At 72.2% G+C, this 23,961-nt stretch carries 17 protein-coding genes; 10 read left to right on the top strand and 7 right to left on the bottom strand.

The features are described 5' to 3' along the window. Positions 1-504: 504 nt before the first annotated feature. Complete coding sequence (locus WME98_RS03415) at positions 505-3,837, top strand: protein kinase domain-containing protein (RefSeq protein WP_437949941.1); 3,333 nt, start codon at positions 505-507, stop codon at positions 3,835-3,837. A gap of 104 nt (positions 3,838-3,941) precedes the next feature. Here the strand turns inward: WME98_RS03415 and WME98_RS03410 are convergent, their stop codons facing one another. After that, positions 3,942-5,894, bottom strand: a complete 1,953-nt coding sequence (locus WME98_RS03410) for an ATP-dependent nuclease (RefSeq protein WP_437949940.1) — start codon at positions 5,892-5,894, stop codon at positions 3,942-3,944. Between the two features lie 409 nt (positions 5,895-6,303). Continuing rightward, complete coding sequence (locus WME98_RS03405) at positions 6,304-7,293, bottom strand: helix-turn-helix transcriptional regulator (RefSeq protein WP_437949939.1); 990 nt, start codon at positions 7,291-7,293, stop codon at positions 6,304-6,306. 154 nt (positions 7,294-7,447) lie between these two features. Here WME98_RS03405 and WME98_RS03400 point away from each other — a divergent pair, with 154 nt between their 5' ends. Further along, entirely contained in the window at positions 7,448-7,903 is a 456-nt protein-coding gene (locus WME98_RS03400; protein ID WP_437949938.1) for a GFA family protein, read from the top strand. An 87-nt stretch (positions 7,904-7,990) separates the two neighbouring features. On the opposite strand, the gene WME98_RS03395 is transcribed toward WME98_RS03400, so the two are convergent. From WME98_RS03395 to WME98_RS03380, 4 genes are all read right to left on the bottom strand, one after another. Next, on the bottom strand, positions 7,991-9,352 hold the full coding sequence (locus WME98_RS03395) for an SGNH/GDSL hydrolase family protein (RefSeq protein WP_437949937.1): 1,362 nt from the start codon (positions 9,350-9,352) through the stop codon (positions 7,991-7,993). 476 nt (positions 9,353-9,828) lie between these two features. Beyond that, the gene (locus WME98_RS03390; RefSeq protein WP_437949936.1) at positions 9,829-11,436 is read right to left on the bottom strand and encodes a serine/threonine protein kinase; all 1,608 of its coding nucleotides are present in this window, start codon (positions 11,434-11,436) and stop codon (positions 9,829-9,831) included. A gap of 168 nt (positions 11,437-11,604) precedes the next feature. Further along, the gene (locus WME98_RS03385; protein ID WP_437949935.1) at positions 11,605-11,907 is read right to left on the bottom strand and encodes a hypothetical protein; all 303 of its coding nucleotides are present in this window, start codon (positions 11,905-11,907) and stop codon (positions 11,605-11,607) included. 274 nt (positions 11,908-12,181) lie between these two features. Then, positions 12,182-12,682, bottom strand: a complete 501-nt coding sequence (locus WME98_RS03380) for a winged helix-turn-helix transcriptional regulator (protein WP_437949934.1) — start codon at positions 12,680-12,682, stop codon at positions 12,182-12,184. A 92-nt stretch (positions 12,683-12,774) separates the two neighbouring features. On the opposite strand from WME98_RS03380, the gene WME98_RS03375 reads away from it, so the two are divergent. Beyond that, positions 12,775-13,434 carry a glutathione S-transferase family protein gene (locus WME98_RS03375; protein ID WP_437949933.1) on the top strand — a complete coding sequence of 220 codons (660 nt, stop codon included), beginning with the start codon at positions 12,775-12,777 and terminating at the stop codon, positions 13,432-13,434. A gap of 242 nt (positions 13,435-13,676) precedes the next feature. Then, on the top strand, positions 13,677-16,037 hold the full coding sequence (locus WME98_RS03370) for a hypothetical protein (RefSeq protein WP_437949932.1): 2,361 nt from the start codon (positions 13,677-13,679) through the stop codon (positions 16,035-16,037). A 47-nt stretch (positions 16,038-16,084) separates the two neighbouring features. Here the strand turns inward: WME98_RS03370 and WME98_RS03365 are convergent, their stop codons facing one another. After that, positions 16,085-17,023, bottom strand: coding sequence for a TetR/AcrR family transcriptional regulator C-terminal domain-containing protein (locus WME98_RS03365; RefSeq protein ID WP_437949931.1), 939 nt, complete (start codon positions 17,021-17,023; stop codon positions 16,085-16,087). A 194-nt stretch (positions 17,024-17,217) separates the two neighbouring features. On the opposite strand from WME98_RS03365, the gene WME98_RS03360 reads away from it, so the two are divergent. From WME98_RS03360 to WME98_RS03335, 6 genes are all read left to right on the top strand, one after another. Continuing rightward, entirely contained in the window at positions 17,218-18,432 is a 1,215-nt protein-coding gene (locus WME98_RS03360) for an FAD-dependent monooxygenase (protein ID WP_437949930.1), read from the top strand. A gap of 690 nt (positions 18,433-19,122) precedes the next feature. Further along, on the top strand, positions 19,123-22,230 hold the full coding sequence (locus tag WME98_RS03355) for a PKD domain-containing protein (RefSeq protein WP_437949929.1): 3,108 nt from the start codon (positions 19,123-19,125) through the stop codon (positions 22,228-22,230). Between the two features lie 208 nt (positions 22,231-22,438). Then, on the top strand, positions 22,439-22,759 hold the full coding sequence (locus WME98_RS03350) for a hypothetical protein (RefSeq protein ID WP_437949928.1): 321 nt from the start codon (positions 22,439-22,441) through the stop codon (positions 22,757-22,759). Between the two features lie 55 nt (positions 22,760-22,814). Next, positions 22,815-23,072 (top strand): hypothetical protein, encoded by a 258-nt coding sequence (locus WME98_RS03345; RefSeq protein ID WP_437953954.1) that lies wholly within the window; start codon positions 22,815-22,817, stop codon positions 23,070-23,072. A 327-nt stretch (positions 23,073-23,399) separates the two neighbouring features. Then, the gene (locus WME98_RS03340; protein ID WP_437949927.1) at positions 23,400-23,699 is read left to right on the top strand and encodes a hypothetical protein; all 300 of its coding nucleotides are present in this window, start codon (positions 23,400-23,402) and stop codon (positions 23,697-23,699) included. A 26-nt stretch (positions 23,700-23,725) separates the two neighbouring features. Then, a complete protein-coding gene (locus WME98_RS03335; protein WP_437949926.1) occupies positions 23,726-23,911 on the top strand; it encodes a hypothetical protein in 186 nt (61 codons plus the stop codon). Positions 23,912-23,961: the final 50 nt, after the last annotated feature.

Raw genomic sequence — 23,961 nt, 5'->3', positions numbered from 1 at the left:
CATAAGCGCGGGACGTCGGGGAATGACGCGACGCGTCGTTGGTGTCTGGTCCGGAGCGGCGCTCGGCTCGTTCGGATGCGGCGGCTCGGACGAGGAGGCTGCCAACGGCGACGACGACGCCGTGAGAGCCCGGAGCCTTCTGCGGTTGCTTTCCTCGGCGCCTTCGCGGTTCGCCTCCTCGTCGGAGCACCGCTCCGGAGGAACGAACTCGCCCATCCGGGGCTCCGCCGCCTCGCGAGCTGCACGCCGACGACGCTCGGCCGAGGTTCCATCCGCGAGCCCCGTATGTGCCCGGTCCGAGCGGTCGTTCATAGCTCCACGACCGAGGTCGCGATCGGGCTCGCCCCAGGCGCCGCTCGAGCGCGCGGCGAGGGGCTCCGCGGGTGGGCTCGTCCCGAGCAACCCTCGCCGTGGAGCTGGAGCGGCGAGGGCGGCGCGTCGGCGCCGTGTGGTAGGCTGCCGAGGCCGCGGCCCTCGCGAAATCGTCCCCACCGCGGCCGCCCCATGCGCTCCCCAGACCGCCTGACCGTCCTCGGTGGCCGCTACCGTCTCCTGAGCGAGATCGGCCGGGGTGGCGCGGGCGCGGTCTACATGGCCGATGACCTCGACGGAGGCGGCCGGGTCGCGGTGAAGGTCCTGCTCCGGACGCCGTCGGCCGGCGAGGCGGCGGCCTCCCGCTTCCAGCGCGAGATCCGGGCGATGCGGCTCCTCGACGCGCCCGGGTTCGTGCGCATGCTCGACGCCGGCGTCGCCCCCGAGCTCGACGGCGCGCCCTTCCTGGTGATGGAGCTGCTCCGGGGCCACGACCTCGAGCACCTCGTCACCACCCACGGCAGGCGCTCGCCCGCCGAGGTGCAGCGCTGGCTCGGCGAGGTCGCCGACGCCCTCGAGGTCGCCCACGCGCAGGGCCTCTTCCACCGCGACCTCAAGCCCGCGAACCTCTTCCTCGCGATCGGCGACGACGGGCGGGAGCGCGTGAAGATCCTCGACCTCGGGCTGGTCAAGGAGGTCGACCCCGGCGCGCTCGGCGCGTCGGGCGGCCTCACGGCGACGGGCACGGCCATCGGCACGCCCATCTACATGGCGCCCGAGCAGGCGCGCGGGCGCTCGGACCAGCTCGGCCCCGCGGCGGACGTGTGGGCGATCGGGCTCATCGCCGTGCGCCTCCTGACCGGCGACATCTACTGGACCGCGAACAGCATGGCCGAGCTGATGGTGGCGCTGCTCGTCATGCGGCTCTACCCGCCGTCGTCGCGCTGGCGGTGGCTCCCGCCCGCGTTCGACGCGTGGTTCCTGCGGTCGTGCGACCGCGACCCGGCCGCGCGCTTCCCTTCGGTCCGCGAGCAGAGCCTCGCCCTGGGCGCCGCGCTCGCGGCGGCCGGCGCCCCCGCCGAGCCGCCCGGCGCGGGGGAGCCGTGGTCGCCGGGAGGCCCCGCGGCCACGGACATGCTCCGCACCGACACGATGGAGCTCGCGGGGACGGTCGAGGCCCCCCCGGAGCCGCTCGCCGGCGGCACGCTCCGCGAGGTCGCCAGCAACCCCCGGGATCCCGGCCTGCCCTCGCCGCCGCTGGGCGCCTCGCCGCCGCTGGGCGGCTCTCCGGCGACCGAGCGGCCGCGCCACAACCTGCCGGTCCAGCGCACGCCGTTCGTGGGCCGCGCCCGCGAGCGCGCCGAGATCGCCTCGCTCCTGCTCGAGCCGAAGGCCGGCCTGCTCACCCTCACCGGCGTCGGCGGCACCGGCAAGACCCGGCTCGCGCTCCAGGTCGCCGAGGACCTCGTCCCCGCGTTCTCCGGCGGCGTCTGCTTCGTCCCCCTCGCGTCGCTGCGCGAGCCGGCGCTCGTCCCCTCGGCGATCGCGCAGGCGCTCAGCCTCGGCGAGGGCGGCGCGCGGCCGGATCTGGAGCGCGTGGCGCACTTCCTCCGCGACCGGCGGCACCTGCTCGTGCTCGACAACCTCGAGCACCTGACCGCCGCGGCGCCGGTGGTCGCGCACCTCGCCGCGAGCTGCCCGCGCCTGTCGCTCCTCGTGACGAGCCGCGCCGCGCTGAACCTCTCGGGCGAGCGGCGCTACGTCGTGCCGCCGCTGGAGGTGCCCGAGCCGCGCGAGGTCACCGCCTCTGCGGCGCTGGCCAGCTCCGCGGTGAGCCTGTTCTGCCGCCGGGCCTCCGCGATCAAGCCCGGCTTCCAGCTCGGCCCCGACAACGTCGCCGACGTCGTGGAGATCTGCGCGCGCCTCGACGGCCTGCCGCTCGCGATCGAGCTCGCCGCGTCGCGCCTCAAGGTCCTCACCCCCGCGGCGCTGCTCGCGCGCCTCCGCGACCGCGGCGCGGCCGGCCGCGCCTCGCCCGCCGCGGGCTCGTTCCGCCTGCTCACGGGCGGCGCGCGCGATCTGCCCGAGCGCCAGCAGACCATGCGCGCCGCCATCGACTGGAGCTACGGCCTCCTCTTGCCGGAGGAGCAGCTCGCCTTCCGCACGCTCGCCGTGTTCGCGGGCGGCTTCTCGCTGGCCATGGCGGACCAGATGTGCGCTTTCCGCGACGCGGCGCTCGACACGCTCGCGATCCTCGAGTCGCTCGTCGACAAGAGCCTCCTGCTCCCGGTCGCGGGCGAGGAGCCCCGGTTCCAGATGCTCGCGATCCTCCGCGAGTACGGCCTCGACCGGCTCGCGGAGGAGGGCGCCGCCGCGGCGTGCAACCGGCGCTTCGTGGAGCTCTCGCTGGAGCTCGCCGAGCGCGCGGCCGAGGCGCTGCGCGGGCCCGAGCAGGCCGCGTGGCTCGCGGCCCTCGAGCTCGAGCACGACAACCTCCGCCTCGCCCTGGAGCTCGCGCTCCAGCCCGGCGACGCGGGCGGCGCGGGCGCGCCGGTCCGCCTCGCGGCCGCGCTCTCGCGGTTCTGGTACATCCACGGGCACTACCAGGAGGGCCGCGCGTGGCTCGCCCGGGCGCTCGCGGGCGCGGCGGGCGTCGCGCCCGAGCACGTCGCCGCGGCGCTCCGGGGCGCGGGGACGCTCGCGCTCCTCCAGTGCGACTACCGCGAGGCGCGCGCGCTGCTCGAGCGGGGCGCGGCGCTCTACCGCGAGCTCGGGGACGAGCGCGGGCTCGCCTCGGTGGTCCAGATCCTCGGGAGCGTCGCCCGCGAGCAGGGCGACTACGAGCGCGCGCTCTCGCTGCACGGCGAGAGCCTGGCGCTGGCCACGCGCCGCGGCGACACGCTCGAGGCGGCGCGCGCGCTCGGCTACTCGGGGTTCGCGGCGTGGCTCTCGGGCGACACCGCGCGCGCGGAGGGCGCGTGCCGCCTGGCGCTGCCCGAGCTCCGGCGCGGGGGCGATCGCGAGGGGACCGCGACGGCGCTGCTCTACCTCGGCTGCGCGGCGTTCTACCGCGGGGATCTCGACGAGGCGTCCCGCCTCTGCGAGGAGAGCGAGGGCCTGTCGCGGGCGGTGAAGTTCAAGGAGGGGATCGCCTGGACGAGCAACATCCTGGGCCTCGTCGCGATCGAGCGCGGCGATCTCGCCCTCGCGGGGCGGCGGCTGCGGGCGAGCCTCAGGCTGCACCGGGAGCTCGGCGATCTCTGGCGGTCGGCGAGCGTCCTGGAGGCGCTCGCGCGCGCGGCGGTGCGGGCGGGGAGGCCGGAGCGCGGCGCCCGCCTGCTCGGCGGCGCGGCGGCGCTCCGCGAGGCCATCGGCACGCCGGTGCCGCCCATCGAGCGGCCGGCGCTCGCCGCGTGCGCCGACGCCGCGCGGGCGGCGCTCGGGGCCGCCGTCCACGACGCGCGCCTCGCCGAGGGCCGGGAGGCCGGGCTCGACGCGACGGTGGCGGCGGCGCTCTCGGACTGAGCGGGGTTGCGCTCGATGGAGCGAGCCGGATCAGCGTTTACGCGATCGAGCGGACCGTGCTAGAAACGGGCCTTCCAGCTGCGACGCCATTGTGTTCCAGGGCGTCAGCCGGCGGTCATGTGGTCGAGGAGCCCTCGTATTTCGTCGGGCAGCAGCAAGTTGAGGTCACCGATCTTGTCAACGGATGCTGCGTCCACCAGCCCGGCGATGCTCCCGCGTACCTTGTTTTGGAGATTGCCTGGCAGCCCTTCGCGGACATGCTTGAGCACGACGTTGGCGCGACCCTTACCTTGCTGCCAGACTTCGGGGTTACTCCTTGCCTCCTCTCGCGCTTCCTTGAGCGCGTGCTCGGGCGACGTCGTGACGCGCTTCGAACGATCGCTCGGGTCCGGCCGCGTTCGGAGCTTTGCCTGCAACAACCCGGTGATCGCCGCATCCTCCAACTCTTGATCCTTGTCGGCGAGCGCGAGCCCCTCCTCGACGCGTTTTCGGAGGTCGTCGTCCGAGATCGCGCCAACCGGTAGAACCAGCGATATCCAGGCCGCGAAGCAAGCAGGCGTGAGGAACAGCGACTCGATGCTGTACCGCGACCACACCATCTCGAACCCTTCGAAATGGTCCTTCGTCATCTCCGGGATCTGCCTCAGACCTGGCGTCCGCTCGGCGTCTCGATCGAAGAGGCAGACAGCGCGGACCTTCTGCGTCGCTGTCAATGACGGAAACAGCGTTGGCGTCAGGACGGCGCGGAGCATTGCTTGCGCCCTGGCGTTGCCCACGCCGCCCAGTGAGACCAGGGTCCACGCGCGAAATCGGAGTAGCCGCGGCGTATCATTCCGGTAGTAGAGGGCAGCGCACCGTGTCAGTATCTCCGCGTCGCTGGGGCCCTCGTGAAACAGGATGCGACGCGACGCGAGGAAGTTCAGGCTCGAGAAGGGGGTGAGGTCACACCATCGCCCGAGTTCGCGCACCATCGCCGCTTCGGAGCCCAGTTCCGTGACCGTCGAAGCAGCGCGATCCACGGCGAGTAGCAGCGTGTCCGCGCGTTGGCCGAGGCGATTCATCATCTCCACCGAGTGAGTCGCGATGACGAGCTGCGCGCCGAACTCCGCTCGAATACTCCCCAGCGCCTCGCCCACATCACCCTGGAGCTTGGGGTGCAAGTGGGCTTCCGGCTCGTCGAGCAAGAAGATCACGGGACCGCCTCCGCCAGCTTGGCGGGTGGGACGAAATCGCTCCATCGCCGCATACAGTGCGACGAGGTTGATCAGGCCGGCGCCCGCGGAAGAAAGCTCGAGATCTCCGTTGGTATCTCGAAAGTATACTTCCAGGTGACGGACGTCCTCAGCGGCTTGGGCGGTCGTGCGGCGGACGAGGATCGCACCGATCGAGCGCCGCAAGAAATCGTTCATCCGATCGAAGGCCGCGCCCTCCAGCCGGGCGACCAGGTTCCGCACGATCCGGCTCTGATCGCCACCGCCGAGCAAGCCATCGACAAGGGCGCGCGTCCGGTATTCCTCGGTGCGGGTGACGCCGTAGAACGCCGGCACGAAGACGGCCTTGGGTAGACCGTCCTTCAGAATGTCGCGGAGCCTCTGGGATCGGAATCTCGACTTCTTCGGCAGCTCGTCGACCTGCTCGCGGGCGGAGCGGCTGCGCGCGCGCACGGTCATCTTCAGCTGGTAGTTGCGCGCATATGCGAGATCGACGTTCAAGCCCTGAATGATGTCGGCTTCCTCGAATTGGAGGGCGATGGAGATTGATGCTCCCTCGCGCACCTCCCTATCGGTGAACAGCTCCTCCCAGTTAGCGACGGGACAGAGTCGCTCCTGATCCCAGACAATGTGATCGCTACATATCCCGACCCACCCGTCTGTGGTCCCCGCGTATGGGCTGGCCTCATCGAGGCCAATCGTGAGCGCGTCCACCGCCATGCGCACAGCATGCAGGATGGACGTCTTGCCTGAGCTGTTGGGGCCGGCGACGACGGTGAGCGGCCTCAGGTCGACGTCGAGCGCGCGAAATCCGCGAAAACGCTGGAGCTTGAGCTTGGTGATCATCGACGGCTCGCGACGCTAGCACAGCCGCGGGGCGGCTGGAGAGGGCAGGCTCGGGCAGCGGCGGGCCGATCCCGCACACGACGCCGAGAGGAGCCCCACCGCCCGGACGACTCTGGCGACGTGATCGGCGCTCGACGTATCCGCCACGGTCAACCCGAGGAGGGAGAACCGCGCGTCGGCTGGTCCGGAGCCTCCCGGTCAGGAGCGGCTGCGGCAACTGTGTTGACGGGCCGGACGGTGAGTTCGACCCGTGCGAGCCGGTCGGCTGCTCGGAAGTGGAAGTCCAGGCCACCTCCGACCTGAACTCGCTCGAGTTCTGCGACCGGATCTGACATCGCGCCCCGCTCACCGGCGCTGCCCGCACTGGTCCGGGTGGTCGCGCCCCTTGCGTGGGGCCCAGCGCGCCGCCTCACCGAGCGCATCCGCCCTCTGTCGCCGCTCCGGCCCGCGCCGCGGCCCGGCCGAGGCGCTCGGAGAGGCGGCGGAGGAGGTCGATGAGCTCCTCCGGCTCGTGCACCTCGAACTCGAACCCCAGGAACGCGAAGTGGAACGCGAGCGCGTCGAGGGTCGCGCCGCCGGTGTGGACCACGCAGCGGTCCGGCCCGAGCGGCTCGACGCGCCACGCCGTGCCGGAGAGCTGCGCCGAGGCCACGTCCGCGGGGGCGTGCACCGTCGCGCGCGCGCGGAAGCGGTACGCGTCGACCGAGACCGACTGCGACACGTAGGCGGCCACGTCCTCGGCGGGCAGCGGGCGCGGCTTGAACCGCCCCCCGGGCCTCGGCCTGCCCTCGATGCGATCGACGCGGAACGTCCGCCACTCCGCGCGATCGAGGTCGTACGCGAGGAGGTACCAGCGGTGGCTCGTGTGCACGAGCCGGTAGGGCTCGACGGCGCGCGCGCTCGCCGCGCCGCCGTAGCTCGTGTAGTCGAAGCGCAGGACCTCGGCGTCGCGGCACGCGTTCGCGAGCGCGGCGAGCGCGTCCGCGTCGAACGTGGGCCCACCGTCGCCGAGCCGCACGCTCACGGCCGAGAGCGCGCTCACCTTGCGCCGGAGCCGCTTCGGGAGCACCTGCTCGAGCTTCGCGAGCGCGCGGACCGCCGCCTCCTCCAGCCCCCGCGCGGGGCCGGTCGCCGCCGCGCGCAGCCCCACGGCCACGGCGACGGCCTCGTCGTCCTCGAGCGGCAGCGGCGGCAGCTCCTTGCCGGCGCCGAGCTGGTAGCCGCCGCCGACGCCCGGGGCCGCGTGCACCGGGTACCCGAGGCTCCGGAGCCGGTCCACGTCGCGCCGGAGGCTGCGCTCGGTGATCTCGAGCGCGCCGGCGAGCTCCCCGCCCGTCCAGAAGCGCCGGGACTGCAGGAGCGACAGCAGCTTCAGCAGCCGCGCGGAGGTCTGGATCATGCGCCGCACCTCGTCGTTCGACGTCGCGCGACGTCGCGCGACATCGCGCGACATCGCGGACCGAATCTGTCCGCAATTGAGTGTAGCTTCCTCTCATCCCGCGGGCGAGGCGCTCGGAGGCGTCCCGCCCCCCAAACCCCCTGGAGCTATCGCCATGAGCAACGCCGCTTCCGCGCACACCACGACGACCCCCGGCATGGGCACCTACCGGGGGAGCTGCGCCTGCCGCGCCGTTCGCTTCGAGGCCGACTTCGACCCGAGCGCCGGGACGACGCAGTGCAATTGCACCATCTGCACGAAGACGCGGTGGTGGGGCGTCATCATGAAGCCGAGCGCCTTCCGCCTCGTCGCCGGCGAGGAGGTCCTCGGCGACTGCTCGCGGTCCGAGGCCGGTCACGCCCGGTTCTGCAAGACCTGCGGTGTCCGCGTCTTCGGGCACGGAAACCTGCCGGAGCTCGGCGGAGAGTACTGCTCGGTCAACCTGAACTGCCTCGACGGCGCGGACCTCACCGGGGTGCCGGTGATGTATCTCGACGGGCTGCACGACACCTGGGAGCAGCTCGCCATCGCGCTGTACGTGGATCCGGTCACGGCCGCGAAGAGGGCCTGAGTCGGGGGCCGGCGAGCCCCATCCCGCAGATGAGGCGGCTCGCCGGCCTTCGGAGCTGCGGCGCCCGCGGCGCCGGGAAGGGTGACGTTACGGCGAGGTCCCCTTGAGGACGTCGCCGATGATCGCGTCGAGGTTCACCGCGTTCGCCATCGCCTGGTACCCGGCGTCGTTCGGATGCAGCTTGTCCGCGTCGTAGGCCGGGAGCAGGCGGCTCGGGTCGGCCGGGTCGCGCACCGCCTTGTCGAAGTCGATCACGCCGTCGAAGGCGCCGCTCGTGCGGATCCAGGTGTTCAGCTTCTGCCGCTCCTGCTCGCCCTTGGCGGTTCCATAATCGCCCTTGTAGGTCCCGGTCGAGCCGGCGAACGGCACCAGGGTGCCGCCGTAGATCTTCAGCCCGGCGGCGCGGGCCGCCTGGATGATCTGCTGGTAGACCGGGATCAGATCCGCGGCCTTTGCGGAGCGGTCGCCGATGTCGTTGATGCCCGCCAGCAGGATGACGGCGCGCGCGCCCGGCTGGGTCAGCACGTCGCGCGCGAGGCGGGCCGGGACGGGGTAGCCGAACTGGAGCTGGGGGCGGACGGTGAGCAGCTCGTTCCCGATGATCCCGGCGTTGACCACGGAGAGGGTCTGCCCCTTCCGGCTGGCCAGGCGCTGCGCGAGGAAGTCGGGGTAGCGCTGGTTGGTGTTCTTGGTCGAGAGGTATCCGTCGGTGATCGAGTCCCCGAGCGCGATCAGGGTGCCGACGACGTTCGGTGCGGCCTTGACGTCGACGCCCGACAGGAACATCCAGCACGAGATCTTCCGCGTGAACTGCTTGTCGGCGCCGGCGCCCGTCTGATTGCCCGCGGCGAGGAAGCTGTCCTGCGCCGCGAAGTAGTGTTGGGTGGCCGGCCCGGTATTGGCCGGCAGGTGGATGTTCACCGCCAGCGTCTGGAGGGCCTGCACGTTCATGGCCACGGGGTCGCTCACCGCCTCGCCGCCGGCGGCGATGACGATCGAGGCCTGGCCCGCGAAGCGCAGCGGCTTCGACGACCCGGCGACGGTGGCAGCGCCGCCCGCGGAGGCGGCGATCGACGCCGCGCCCACCCGGAGCGGCTCGCTGCCGCCGGCGTTGGAGATCCGCACGCGCACCGAGCTCCCGCCGGCGCTCAGGCGGACGATGTTCCGGACCGTCTGGCCGGAGAGGCCGACGTCCGAGGGGCAATCCTGCGAGTTGAACGTGCCGCCGGGCGTCGCGCTGGCGTGCCATGAGGAGACCCACCGCCCGTCGGCCGCCGGGTCTGCGGCCAGGGCGGGGCGGCCCCATGCGCCGGCGATCAGCGCGACCACCGCGGCGAGGAAGGAAGCGCGCGGCGGGCGGCCGAGCTTCGGCCCCGGCAGCTTGAGCGAGGTGCGCGCGGTGTTGCGGCGCTCTGGGGTGACTCCGTGGGGTGTCTGTCGATCTGCCATCGGTTCTCTCTCGGTGGTTCGCGTGGAACGCGGGAAACTCCCCCTGGTTCTGGGGGATGCAGGTTCATTGGCCCGGATCTGCACACGCTGGGTCGGAGCTGTCGCCATGGGCGCGCCCGGCGGGCAGGATGCCGGCGCGGGAAGCAGGAGAGGCAAACGCCTCGGGGGCGTCAAGCCCGAGCTGGGCGAGCGGCGCCGGGTGGACAGCGCGTTCGTACCGCGATTTGACCCCTCCACGCTGGAAAAGTGACGCTGTATCGAACCTTGCCCGTATCAAGGGAGCCGCCGCCGGCGCACGGCCTGCGGGGAGCCCGTCCGACGCGGCCCAGCAGGCCGATGCGGAGCCCACCGCCCGGAGCCGTGTGGGGGGGCACGCCGTTACATGGCACCGCAGCGACGCATAGAGCTCGTCGACGAGCGCAACGATCTCGACTGCCGGCACGTCACTCTTCAGCAGTCGATCCAGCATCGACGGCTCACCGGCGGCCGACGGTCTCGCGCAGCCTGTCGAGCGACGCTCTGAAAGCGTCGTCGCTCACGCCGACGCCCGTCGCCGCGGGCAAGCTCTCGGCGAACATCAGCGCGGCTTTCCTCAGATCGCACACCCTGTGCGGGTATCGCTGGCGGGCTACGAGAGTGAGTCCTGTTACGATGCTGCGCATCGCTGCCCCCTGGAAGCCTGCTCCTTCGACGACGACTGCCGAGCATCTGACGAACGCGCTCGCCTCCGCGAGGAACGCCGAAATCGCCTCGCGCACACGCGCCGGAGGGAACGACGCCCCGCGCTCGATGACGGTGAGCAGCCCTATGCCGCGCGGATGTTGCTTTGAGAACTTCTTACACGCGTCGGAGAAGCGGCGAACGCCTTCTTCGGTCGTCTCCTGGCGCCAGATGACGCAGAAGATCTGGCGCCAGCTCGCCAGGATGTAGTCCGTGTGTTGGGCGACCAGGCGCCAGGGCTCGACGTGCACCGTCGTGCTGGAGCCGAGGCTGGGAGACTCCGCGACGATGGTCGTGTCGTCGTCGCCGAGCTCCCCGCGCACGACGGGGCTCACGAGCGGCCGGTCCGCGTCGTCCGCGGTGCGCACCGTCGAAAGCGGGGCCGTCACCGCTGCGCGCGTCGCCACGCTGACGGGGACCAGGAGCTCGTCCCGCAGATCGAAGCCGCCGGGCAGCAGCGATCGTAGTGCGTCGAGCATCGCCGCCGCGGTGGGGAATCGCTCGCCCGTGTCGAGCCGGAGCGCGCCGTGCACCACGGACGCCGCCTCCGTTCGGACCCAGGGCGCGAGCGCCTGGATCGAGGGCGGCGGCTGCGAGCAGATCGCGATGATCAGGTCGCCGAAGCCGCCGATATGCTCGTATGGGAGCTTCCCCGCGAGGGCACGGTAGAGCACCATCCCGAGCGACCAGATGTCCGTGCGGTAGTCGATGTCGCTGAGCCCCCGGGCCTGCTCGGGCGACATGTAGAGCGGCGAGCCGAGGATCCCTCCGGTGCGGGTGAGGCCCGTGGTCGGGCCGACCTGATGGGGCTCACGCTTGATCTTGGCGATCCCGAAGTCGAGGATCCTGACGATGATCTCGCCCTCACGGTGCCGGGCGAGGAAGAGGTTGGCAGGCTTGATATCCCGGTGCACGACGCCCGCTTCGTGAGCCTTCTGGAGGCCGAGGCAGACCTGCGCCGCGATACGGAGGGCGGTGTCGGGCTCGAGGCACCCGACCCTATCGAGCAGCTGCTGGAGGTCCTCCCCTTCCAGGAGATCCATCACCAGATAAGGCGCTTTGGTCTCCGGATCCGTGCCTGAATCGAGCACCCGGACTATGTGCTCGGTGTCCATGGCGCCCATGGCTTTCGCCTCGCGGTGGAAGCGTTCCACGCTGCTCTTGCCCGGGACCAGGAGGGATCCATCCATGCACTTGAGCGCGACGTGCTCACCGGTCTCTGCGTGCTCGGCCTCGTAGACCGCGCCCATCCCGCCTTGCCCGAGCAAGCGGATAATCCGGTACTTCCCGTCGTGGAGCTGGCCGATCAAGACATGGATAGCGTAAAGGATGCGGGCGCCCGGACGCAACAGCGTTCCGCCCACACCTGCGGCGTTGGCTCCTGACCGCGCCACCAGCGACCTCGACGGGTTCAGGTGTCTCCGTGGTCGAGGTTCCCTGCTTACTCGATGCGCTCAGGCAGGGCCTGAATCCAGGAGCCGAGCACCCTCGAACTTTCATGCACGGCTTTCTGGCCCGTGCGCGATCCCAATCTAACGGTGAATCTGCTCTTTCGTGAACGGCAAGAGCTTCGTCAGGCGGTGGCCCTGGATGAGCGCTGCCCGCTGGGCCAGCGCCATCGGGACCTGCCGGTCCGACAGGAAGTGCTGAGAGCGGCTCGTCATCACCACCTTCGCGTTGTACTGGGCCACCTGGATCCGCGTATCGAAGTGCTCCGCAGCGCGGTCGTAGCGCACCCGCAGCGCGAGCTCGTCGAAGCCGTGATGCGTCGACCGGAGTCGAGCGCGGTTCGTCCGGCGCGCTCGGAACACGCCGCCGTGGCCGCCCCGACACACGCCGCGGCCGCTCCTCGAGCCCGCGACGGCAGTTCGCTGCGCTCGACCGATACGCGCTACGAGCTCCAGATCGACGGGACGAACGCGAAGCTGGAATGGTCCGGCTCCGTCGTGTCGCACCGGCGCGCTTGCCAGACGTTGTTCGATCAGAACCGAGCGCTCATCTCCGACGCGCAAAAGCTCGAAGGGCCCGCGAAGATCTCGGCGGCCGAGGCGACGCGCCTGCCGAAGCTCGGGGTCTGCCAGCCGGCGGGCGGCCCCCCCTCGACGTCCCTCAGCGGGCGCGGCGCGCCAGCGCCTTCTCGTAGGCGGCCTGCAGCTCGCCGAACACCGAGCGCGCCGGACGCGGCGCGCCGAGATGCAGGTGGCGCAGCTCGTCCATGAAGGCGTCCCAGAGCGGCGCGCCGCCCTTTTCCAGCAGCTCCGCGCGCACGGACAGCTCCTTGCTCGGGCGCGTGTGGCGGCGGCCCCAGGCGCCCATGTGCGCGAGCAGCGGCACGAGCTGGATGGCCGCTTCCGTGAGGCTGTAGATCCCCTTCTGCCGGTGCTTCGGATCGGAGCGTCGCGTCAGCAGGCCGGACGCGGTCAGGCGCTTCAGCCGGTCTGCGAGGATGTTCGAGGCGATGCCTTCCTCGCTCTGCGCGAGCAGCTCGCCGTAGCTGCGCCTGTTCCCGAACATGACGTCGCGGATGACGATCAGGCTCCAGCGGTCGCCGAGCTGTTCGAGCGTCAGGTTGATCGGGCAGCCGGATCGTCCTGTCTGCGGCACGGCCATGCTCCTGAGACTAGTACTTGCAAACCGCAAGCGGTAGGCGTAGGGTGCGGACCAGTTGCAAATTGCAAGTGGCCTGAACCAGGAGTCCCACGATGTCGCTCGCGCTGTACGGTCACCCCTTCTCCTCGTACACGCAGAAGGTGCTCATTGCGCTGTACGAGAACGGCACACCCTTCGAGTTCCGCTGCCTCGGGCCGGATACGCCGCAGCACGCGGCCGAGTGGCTGCAGCGCTGGCCGCTGCGCAAGTTCCCGCTGCTTGTGGACGACGAGCGCAACGTCGTCGAGACCAGCATCATCATCGAGTACCTGCAGCTCGCGCATCCCGGGCCAGCGCGCCTGCTGCCCGCGGACCCGATGGCCGCGCTGGACGTGCGCTTTCTCGACCGCTTCTTCGACCTGCACGTCATGACGCCGATGCAGCGCGCGGTCGACGGCGCGTTGACGGGTGATCCGGTGAAGCGCCAGGAAGGACTGGCCCATGCCGCGACGAAGCTGGAGCTCGCCTACGGCTGGCTCGAAGGGCAGCTCGCCGGCAGGACCTGGGCCGCTGGCGCCGACTTCACGATGGCGGACTGCGCGGCCGCGCCCTCGCTGTTCTACGCGGACTGGACGCATCGGATCTCCGAGGCGTTTCCCGTGCTGCGCGCCTACCGCGCGCGGTTGCTCGCGCGCCCGTCCTTCGCCCGCGCGGTGGAGGAGGCGCGGCAGTTCCGGCCGCTCTTCCCCCTGGGAGCGCCGGACCGGGATTGAGGCTCCGCGCCGCGAGCGTCGGCGCAAATCGCGGTCGACGCACCTCCAGCGCGTCAATCGCAGTCGAGGCAGCCGGCCGCCGTGGACGATGCGGGCGAGCGGGCAGGGGGCGGGCAGCGCTCGCGGAATGTGCCGCGGCACATTTGCGTTGAATTTGCCGTGGCGCGGTGCGGTAATCGCTCGAAGGGCCCGCCGGGCGCTCGGACGGCGCGGCCCCTGGGCATCCTCATGGACAGGCACGCGTGACGGGCGCACGAGACAGCGGCCGGGGTCTCCCGGCGGGCGCGACCAACCCGCCCGCCGACAGCCTCCCGCCCGCCGACAGCCTCCCGCCCGCCGACAGCCTCCCGCCTGCCGAGAGCGCCTCGCCCCCCGCGGCGAGCGCCCCCGACGGCGCGCCCGGGGCCGAGCTGCGCTCGGTCGCCGCGGGCGGCGCCACGCTCTGGCTCACGCAGTCGCCCGGGTTCTCGCTGTGGCGCGGCGAGGTGGCCGCGCCGGATCGGCTGCGGATCGAGGGGCACGACGGCTATCTCCACGAGCTCCGGCTCGAGCCGGTCGGCGTGCTGCGGCTCGGCCGCGCGGAGCGCGTCGGCGACGAGCGCAACGAGCTCGTCTACCCCGACGTCGCGTCGCGGCTCGCGGCCACGCTGCGCCACGACGGCGTGCGCTGGTGGCTGCGCCGCCGCGAGGAGTGCAGCGTGCCCGTGCAGGTCGGCGCGCGGCACCTCGCGCGCGGGGAGGAGTCGCCGCTCGTGCACGGCACCTTCGTCTGCGTCGGCGGCATGCGCGCGACGCTCTTCGACCGCCGCTACGCCGCGCTGTCGGTCCCCGCCGGCGCGGTCGATCCGGCGACGGGCCTGCTCGCGCGCGCCGGCCTGGAGCAGGAGTGCGCGTCGCTGCTCGCGCGCAAAGGCCAGGGCGCGCTCGTCCTGCTCCGGCCGATCGGGGCGGGCGCGCCGCCGCGCGCCGCGGCCGCGCTCGTCGCGGTGCACCGGCTCTGGCCGGACCTGCCGGTCGGCGACGCGGACGGCACCGCGGTGGCGCTCGTGCGCGGCGGCGCCGCGGAGGCGGCGGCGTCGGCCCGGCGCGCGCTGGAGGCCGTGGAGGCCTCCGGGCTCGGGCCGTTCGCGTGCGGCACCTTCGCGATCGCCGGGGAGGCGGACGTCGCCGGCCGCGAGGTCGAGCTCGGCCTCCACGCCATCGCCTCGCTCGCGGCCGAGCGCGAGCGGAGCGGCCCCGGGGCGTCCACCCCCGTGACGGAGCTCCGCGACGGCGCGGCGAGCGCGCGGTTCGCCGCGCCGGTCGAGGTGCTCGAGGCGTCGCGGAGCGGGCGCCGGGCGACGGTCCTGTTCGGCATCGAGGAGCAGAGCGCGCTGTCCGGCGTCGGCCCGCACGTCATCGGCGCGCTCGCGCAGGAGCTCGCGGCGGTCGTCGCGAGCCACGCGGGTGCCGGCGCGCTCATCGCGCCGCTCGCGCCCGGCGTGGTCGCCGCGTGCGTGCCCCGGAAGGCGGATCCGGCGGCGATGGCGAGCGCGGTGCAGTGCGACTGGCACGCTCGGCCGCCGATCCTGGACGGCCGGGTCGAGCACGCGCGGACGCTGTCGTGGGAGCTCCTGCACGGCGCCGACGCGGGCGCGCGGGCGGCGGAGATCGCGCGCGAGTGCGGCGATCCGCACGGGGTGCTCTCGGCGCTGAGCGGCGGGCTGCCGTACCCGATCGCGGGGAGGGTGCGGGCGGCGATCGGGGCGTCAAGCGCGATCGAGCGGGTGAAGATGCTGTTCGACGTGCTCGAGGGCACGTGGCGCTTCATCGCGACGGTGCTCGTGTCGGCCTTCTTCAGCGGCGGCAGCGCGCCGCCCGGGTCGGGGCGCGGCGGCGGCGCGGGCGGGGGTGCCGGCGCGGGCGGGCCGCCGCCCGGGTGGGGCGCGGTGCTCGACTTCTACGGCCGCACGCGCACGCGCGACGGCCTCGCGCTCGGCGCGTGGCGCGAGCTCGCGCGCACGGCCGCGCGGGCGTTCGGGGATCGCGACGATCCGATCGGCTCGATGGCGAGGGAGGTGCTCGACGTCAAGCTGTCGCACAACCAGACGTTCGAGACGCTCTCGAACCTGATGCAGGCCGAGCGCAACCAGTTCGCGCACGGCCACTACACCGAGGCGCGCGCGGCCGCGGATTTGCCCGATTTCGAGCAGATGACCCGCGCGCTCCTGCGGGCGCAGCGGCCGCTCTGCGCGTGGACCCTGGTGACGGTCGAGAAGACCGAGCCGGATCTCTATGGCGATCTCCAGACGGTGGAGTTCATCGATCACACCGGGCCGTTCGCGTCGGGGACGCGGCGGCGCATCGGGCTGAACTCGCCGGTGCGGCTGTCGAACGTGGTGTATCTGGCGCGCTTCCGGGAAGGGCTGATGTTGCCGCTCGAGCCGATGGTGCGGCGGGTGCTGCACGAGGACAGGTTCGACCTGTACTGGATGGATCACCTGCCGCGACAGGGGATGTGCCAGATGAGCGCGGTCGTGGCGGGAAGGGCCGTGAAGGCGCCGTGCGACGCGCGGAGGATGCCGCCGCTCCTGCGGGCGATGGTGGACGCGGCGGGCGGGTGAGGGCCTGAGGGCCCCGGGGCGACGGGGGGCGGCGCGCTCCGCCTGCGTCAGCGAGCGCGGGCTCCCTTAGGCGCGCGCTCGATCACGCGGGCGAACCCGTCGAGCAGGGCGCGCAAGCCGAGGGTGAACAGCTCATCGAAGTCCAGGCTGAAGCCCCCGGTCCCGGCGAACGCGTCGAGGACGCGCGCGAACGCGGGGTAGCGCCCCGACGCCGCGAGGGCATGAAACTGCGCGACCCGCCCCGCCATCCACTCGTCGTCCGTCATCCCCGTCGCGCTCGTCGCGTCGACCTCGGCCTCCAGGTTGGTCGCGATCCCCTGGAGAAAACCGTAGAGGATGATGTGGAGCTTCATCCGCTCCGCGGCGTCGAGGCCGTGGCCGTCGAGCGCCCGGAGGATCCACTCCGCGTGCGCGATGGCGTTCGGGAGCGGCTCGGGCCGGGTCATGTTGATGACGCGCGCGAGCCAGGGGTGCCGGCGGAAGGCGGCCCACTGGACGCGCGCCGAGGCCTCGAGCTGGGCCCGCCAGCCGAGCGGCACCGTCGCCGGCAGCGCCGCCTCGCCGAACGCGGCGTCGGTCATGAGCGAGACGAGCTCCTCCTTGCTGGCGACGTGGCGGTAGAGCGACATCACCGGCGCGCCGAGCTTCGCCGCGACCCCGCGGAGCGACAGCGCGCCGAACCCCTCGGCGTCGGCGATCGCGATCGCGGCCTCGACGATGCGCGCGCGCGTCAGCTCGTGCTCGCGCGGGGCCCGCTGGCGGACGTGCGCGACGACGGTGCCGACGCGCGCGACGCCGCGGACGAGGCCGGCGTCGGCGAGCTCCTTGAGCGCGTGGGCCGCGGTCGCGGTCGCGACGCGGTGCGCCCGCGCGAGCTCGCGGGTCGACGGCACCCGATCGCCCGGGCGGAGCTCCCCGGATTCGATCCGACGCCGGAGCTCGGCGGCGATGCGGCGGTACGGAGGTTCGGCGCCTGTTCGTTCCATGGAGCGCCTGTTCTAGTACAGATGGACCGAAGACGCATGAGCTTCTGCGCGCGAGCGAGCTGCGTGTCGAGCGCTGATCTAGTACATTTCCGGCAAATCGACGCGTGAGCCGCACATGGGAGTGGCGGAGTCGAGGGCGATGCGCACAGTGTACGGACATTCTGGTACAGCGTACGCGTCCTGGAGGAACCACGATGAACAGACCCCATGTCCTCATCTCCGGCGCAGGGATCGCCGGCCCCGCCCTCGCGCTCTGCCTCGACCGCTTCGGCTTCGCGGTCACCGTCGTCGAGCGCGCGCCCGCCCTCCGCGAAGGTGGGCAGGCGGTCGACTTTCGCGGCCCGGTCCACCGCGCCGTCCTCGAGCGGCTCGACCTCTGGGCGCCGATCCACGCCCACCGCACCCGAGCGAGCGCGATCGTCCTCCTCGATCCCGCCGCGCGGCCGCGCGTGACCCTGCCGGCGGTGATGGCGTCGGGCGACGTCGAGATCCTGCGCGGCGATCTCGTGCGCATCCTTTACGAGCGCACGCGGCAGGCGGTCGACTACCGCTTCGGGGATCAGATCACCGGTATCGAGGCGCGCGGCGACGCGGTCGCGGTGGAGTTCGAGCGGGGCGCGCCGGCGACGTTCGATCTCGTGATCGGCGCCGACGGCCTCCACTCGAACGTCCGCGCGCTCGTCTTCGGCGACGAGTCGCGCTTCCTCCGCCATCACGGCTATCGGATTGCGACGTTCGCGCTGCCGAACGTCCTCGATGGGGCGCGCGAGGCGCAGATCCTCAGCGTCCCCGGGCGCGCGGTCGGCGTATTTCCGACATCGCCGGAGGGGGCGCGCGCGCTCCTCATCCACGCGGGTGGGCCGCTGACGCGCGCCGAGCGCCGCGACGGCGGCGAGCTGAAGCGGTCGCTCCGTCAGACCTTTGCCGGCATGTCCTGGGTGGTGCCTCGCGTCCTCGACGCGCTCGACCGCGCGCCCGATCTCTACGTCGACGGGATCGCCACCGTCCATGTGGAGAGCTATTCCAGAGGGCGAGTCGCGCTGCTCGGCGACGCGGCCTACGGCGGCACCCTCGGCGGACAGGGGACCTCGCTCGCCATCGTCGGCGCGTACGTCCTCGCGGGCGAGCTCGCCCGCGCCGGCGATCCCGGCGCCGCCTTCGCGCGATACGAATCGATGCTCCGCCCCTACGCGACGGGATGCCAGACCGGAGCGCGGCGCGCCGGCTCGTTCTTCGCCCCGCGGACCGGCGCCGGCCTGTGGCTCCGCAACACCCTCTATGGCGTGCTCACGGGGCCGCGGTTGGTCGGGTTCTTCGAGCGCCTGGTGAAGGACGCGGCGACCGACTTCGTGCTCCCCGAGTATGCAGTCCGGTGGGCGCCCGGGAGGCAGGCGCTCGTGAGCTCTTGACCGGGCGGTGGGCGCAGCCTGCGGCAGCAGCGACGACGTGGGCATCCGGGTCGCGACCACCGACGCCGACGAGGCCGTCGCCGCCCCGAGGCGGCGCGCCCCCGGCGACGACCGCATCGCGTCGCGGCGCGCCGGCGAACCGTGGCCATTCCGGTGAGAGCGTCATCCTCCGCGCCCCGCGGCGCGCGCGCACCGCACGACCCCGCCCATGGATCAACTCCGGCGTCGGCCCAGCGCCGCGCCATCCCCCACGCCGCCCCCCCGCGCAGCGTTTTGCGGGATCCGGCAAAACCCTGACGCAAGAACGCGCGCCCTCTTCCCCCAACCCGCCCCCAACCCGCGCACCAGGCCGGACCTTCCCAGAAGGTTTCATGGCACATACGGTGCTTGCAGCTGCGCCGGGCGTCCCGGCAACGACGAAGCCGCCTCGAGCCGCCCGCAGCCCCGCGGGACTGCGGCGCTCGTCTTAAGTCGATCATCCTTGGACAAGGAGAAGCCATGGCACAGCGGTTTGATGCACGCGCAGGCGCGTGCGGATCGATGGTCATTGCGCTGGCATTAGGAGCTTCCGCGTGCGACGCGGACAAGGGGGGTTCCACAGCGAGAGAATCGGCCGAGAGCGGATCCATCCAGGCGGCGCTCACCGTCGGCGGCGCGCGACACGACGTCACCGCCGTCCACTACAAGGTCGTGAGCGCGAGCAGCTCGTGCAGCGATTCGGCCATCGCCGAGACCACGAGCCCCCTCGAAGAGGAAGCGCTCCCCGGCGGCGCGCTCCCCCCGGGCTCGGGGACCCACGCCGGCGCCGACGGCCTGTTCGTGGTGCCGCCCGGCGACTACCGCGTCTGCGCGACCCCGATGGGCGACGCCGGACCGTCGGTGGAGTGCGGGCCCGCCGAGGGGATCGCGACCGTCATCTCCGAGGCGACGACCGAGCTCTTCCTCGTCTCCCAGTGCCTCGGGGCGAGCAACGGCGGGCTCGACCCGGTCGTCGCGCTCAACGATCCGCCGGCGTTCCAGGACATCGACGTCGCGCCGAGCAAGTTCATCACCCAGTGCGAGACGGCCACGATCACCGCGGTCGCGGAGGATCCCGACGGCGACGCGGTCTCGTACACGTGGGAGCTGGCCGCCGGCGCCGGCTCGATCACCGGCGACGGCAACACCGCGACCTTCTCTCCGGACGGCCCCGGCGACGTCACCGTGCGGGTGAGGGCCACGGACGCCCTGGGCGGCAGCGCCTCGCTGACCTTCCCCATCCACGTCTCGGCCTCGGACTGCGGCTCGACGGACTGCCAGGTCTTCGGCTCCGATGCGTTCGGATACGTCGGCTGCTCGCGCGTCGAGGAGGTCCCGTCGTGCGATGACATCTCGTTCACCGGAAACCTCGCCTGCAACGAGGACGACTGCCTCAGCAGCGTCGCGCTCCCCTTCGAGTTCAATTACTACGGGACCCCGCAGTCGACCGTGAGCATCGTGTCGAACGGCAAGCTCGGCTTCCCGGGCACGACGTCTTACAGCAACAGCTGTACCCTCGAGCCGCAGACCATCGCGCCGTTCTGGGACGACCTCTACCCGCCGGTCGGCTTCGTCTGGTACGAGACGCTGGGCACGGCCCCGTCGCGCCGGTTCGTCGTGCAGTGGCAGACTCCGCACATCGAGGGCGGCGACCGGCTGGACATCCGCGCGGTGCTGTTCGAGGGCTCGAACGACATCCGCTTCTGTTACGCGAACACCGCGGTCAACAACGCCTCCGTCGATCACGGCGCGAGCGCGACGTCCGGGATCTCGGGCGATACGAGCAGCCTCGTGTACTCGTGCCAGAGCCCGGCGCTCACGAACGGCCTGGCCCTCGAGTTCGATTACCCGGGCGGCTCCGAGACGTGCAGCGACGGCATCCAGAACCAGGGTGAGACCGGCGTCGACTGCGGCGGCCCCTGCGCGCCCTGCGGCGGCGCCGCGGTCGAGTTCTCGGAGGACTTCAGGCAAGGCGAGCCGCCGACCCACCAGTGCGGCGCCTGGGACGCGTTCCGCGCGTCGCTCACGGGCACGTACGCGGCCGTCACGCTCCGCGGCAGCCTGGACCCCGACGGCGTGACCTGCACGGGCGCGGCGGCGAACACGATCTGCCAGGCGCTCCACAGCGGGACGCCCACCGGACCGGTCGAGTGCGGCGGCCGGATCTGGACCGTCGGGACCAACTGCGGCCCCGACGGGGTGGTCGAGCTCACCGCGGACGGCGCGGAGTGCAACTGCGACAGCAGGTACGTCGCGCGGCCGTGCATCGGCAACGAGAACTGGGGCGGCGTGGGCAGCGACTCCTGCCTCCCGCCGAGCCAGACGATCTCGGTCGTGTGCGAGGGCGAGGGCGGCCCCGCGCCCACGTGCGATGACGGCCTCCAGAACCAGGGCGAGACGGGCGTCGACTGCGGCGGCCCGTGCGCGCCCTGCGGCGGCGCCACGGTCGAGTTCTCGGAGCAGTTCACGCAGGGCTCGACGTCCGTCGAGCAGTGCGGCGCCTGGGACGCGTTCCGCGCGTCGCTCACGGGCTCGTACTCGTTCGTGACGATCCGCGGCAGCCAGGACCCCGACGGCGTGACCTGCACGGGCGCGGCGGCGAACACGCTCTGCCAGGCGCTCCACAGCGGGACGCCCACCGGGCCGATCGACTGCGACGGCCGGAGCTGGGCCGTCGGCACGGACTGCGGTCCGCCCGGCGTGGTCGAGATCTCCGCGAACGGCGATACGTGCGCGTGCAGCGACGGGTACATCGCGCGGCCGTGCATCGGCAACGAGAACTGGGGCGGCGTGGCCGGCAGCACCTGCTGGGCGTCGAGCCAGACGATCTCGGTCGTGTGCGGGGGCGAGGGCGGTCCTGTCCCCACGTGCGATGACGGCCTCCAGAACCAGGGCGAGACGGGCGTCGACTGCGGCGGCCCGTGCGCGCCCTGCGGTGGCACCACGGTCGAGTTCTCGCAGCAGTTCACCCAGGGCGAGGCGCCGGTCGAGCAGTGCGGCGCCTGGGACGCGTTCCGCGCGTCGCTCACGGGCTCGTACTCGTCCGTCACGCTCCGCGGCAGCCTGGATCCCGACGGGGTGACCTGCACGGGCGCGGCGGCGAACACGCTCTGCCAGGCGCTCCACGACGGGACGCCCACCGGGCCGATCGAGTGCGACGGCCGGACCTGGACCGTCGGGATCGGCTGCGGCCCCTGGGGGGTGGTCGAGCTCACGGCGGACGGCTTCGAGTGCAGCTGCAGCAGCACGTACGTCGCGCGGCCGTGCATCGGCATGGAGGCCTGGGGTGGGGTGAACAGCGACTCCTGCTTCCCGCCGAGCCAGACGATCTCGGTCGTGTGCGCGGGCGAGGGCGGCTCCGCCCCCACGTGCGACGACGGCATCCAGAACCAGGGCGAGGCGGGCGTCGACTGCGGCGGCCCGTGCGCGCCCTGCGACAGCGGCCTGTGCGACTCGGCGACCGAGGTCGAGTTCGATGGGCGCTGCTATTACCTGGATGGCTCGGGCGCCGCGTGCCAGGCCGGCTACACGCTGGCTCCGCAGAGTGTGCTGAACAGCATCGCGAACCGGTTCGCGGGCAAGACGTACAAGACCCAGCCGTCGGGCAACTGCTGCATCGCGCACAGCGAGCAATCGACCGAGCTCCAGGACTGGGGCATGGATTGGGATGCTTGCAACATGCCAGGCCCGTTCTCGACGGGCCCCATGCTGGGGGGCGCCGGCTGCACCGACGTGCTGATCGAGAGCGCGAACCAGCTCACGCTGTGCATGAGCCTGTGAGCGGCTCGTGACCGGCTGACGCGCGGCAGAGGGCGGCGCGGGGCCTCCGGGCGCCGCGCCGCTCTCGCCGCCTCCGCGGTCGACCTCGGCCGGGAGCGCGCTTGAGCCCTGCGCGTTCGGGTGAGGGCGACCTGGATCGTCAGGGGACGATCCAGGTCGCGTCAGCGACGACATCCGGTACACTGTGACGTCGAACGCCGGAGGACGGATGGCGCAGCTCGTTCTGGACAACCTGGAGCCGGAAATCGTGGAGAAGCTCGAGCTCCGCGCGAAACGGCTTGGCACGACCCCGGAGAAAGAAGCCTCGAGGCTGCTTCGCGAGCGGCTCTGCGCCGAGCCGGATCCGAGCATCGCCGAAGGGCGCGACTCGGGAGCGGGCGAGGCAGGATTGGATCCGCGGTTCGTGCGGCTGCACGGGTTTCTCGTCTTCAACGGCGAGATCGCGGCCGAGGACATCCCCGATCATCGCTCGGAACGCGACGAACGCATCGACGCGATCGTAAAGGGCTCCGGTGAAGGTCGCTTTTGACACGTCGGTGCTCGCCGCGGCCCTGGTCGCCTCGCACCGGGATCATGCGCGCGCCATGGTGTGGCTGAGCGCAGTGTCCGAAGGGACGCTCGACGGTGTGGTGAGCGTGCATGCACTCAGCGAGCTGTGGTCGGTTCTGACCAAGCTCGTCTCGTCGAGTGTCGCGTGCAACCGTCGGGAGCACAGCAGGTATCGCACCGAGCTCAGGAATGGAATCATGGGTTCGTTGTCGTGGCCCGCGTGCGCGCAGGTGAGAGCACCACGGACGGGGTGGGTACCAACCGCGAACGAGCTCGGATCGGACAAGAACTAGGCGGCAGGCGCTCCGGCCACGGCCGCGTTCCCGGCGGCGATCGCCCGCGGTGGGTCCCACGCGGGCTCCCGCATTGGATCGTTCGATCGATCGGATCGATCCAACCGCTCAGCGCTGCCCTGCCGGGAGCCCCATTTCCCGCGCGCTCCGCCGTCGCCGCGTGACGCCGTCCGCCTGGCACGCGCGGTGCTCGGGTAGCCGGCGCGAGAGGAACGACGCGAGATGAACGCCGCGCGAGGCCCGACCGTGGTGGGTCTCCGGCGCTCGCGCGAGCGCGAAATTGTCGGCTCCGAACGCGGTGTGCGTGGAAAGGCGAGGGTATCATCGATGATCATCAAGAGCATTCTCGGCGTGATCTCCCTGGCGGCGGCGCTCGCGCTCGGCGCGGGGTGCAGCTCCCCCTGCGCCGACGTCTGCGAGACGTTCGTCGGCAGGACCCAGAGCTGCGGTCTGGGAGGTCCCTCGGGGGACGCCGAGATCGACGCTTGCGCGGAGGCGCTTCAGGAGACGTATACGGACGACGCCTGCGACATGATGTCGAGCTCCATCGAGTCCCAGAGCTGTGAGAGCTTGAAGCAGAGCCTCTGCGGCGATCCGAGCACGGCCCAGCATTACAGGTGCGATTGATGCGCGCGAGCCGCAAGGAGGGATCGATGGAACGAGGGTATTGGCTCGGTTCGTGCGCCGCCGTGCTCTTCGCGCTTTCGCGCAGGAGAGTGGCGTGGAGCTGGCCGGGCGGGCGGTACGTCTCGATGTCGCTCCACGGCGGCGCGCGCGGCGAGGCGCCGCGGCTTGGCGTCGTCTACGGCACCGCCGCGCAGGCCGACGGGAAGCGGTAGATACCGCGGGTACAGCGCTCCTCGGCAGCGGGCGGCCGGGTGGCCGGATC

The organism is Sorangium sp. So ce296 (assembly GCF_051529605.1).
Taxonomy (GTDB): Bacteria; Myxococcota_A; Polyangia; order Polyangiales; family Polyangiaceae; genus Sorangium; species Sorangium cellulosum_D.
Note: the sequence above shows the minus strand (reverse complement) of the source record. Positions and strands in the feature narration are given on the sequence as shown.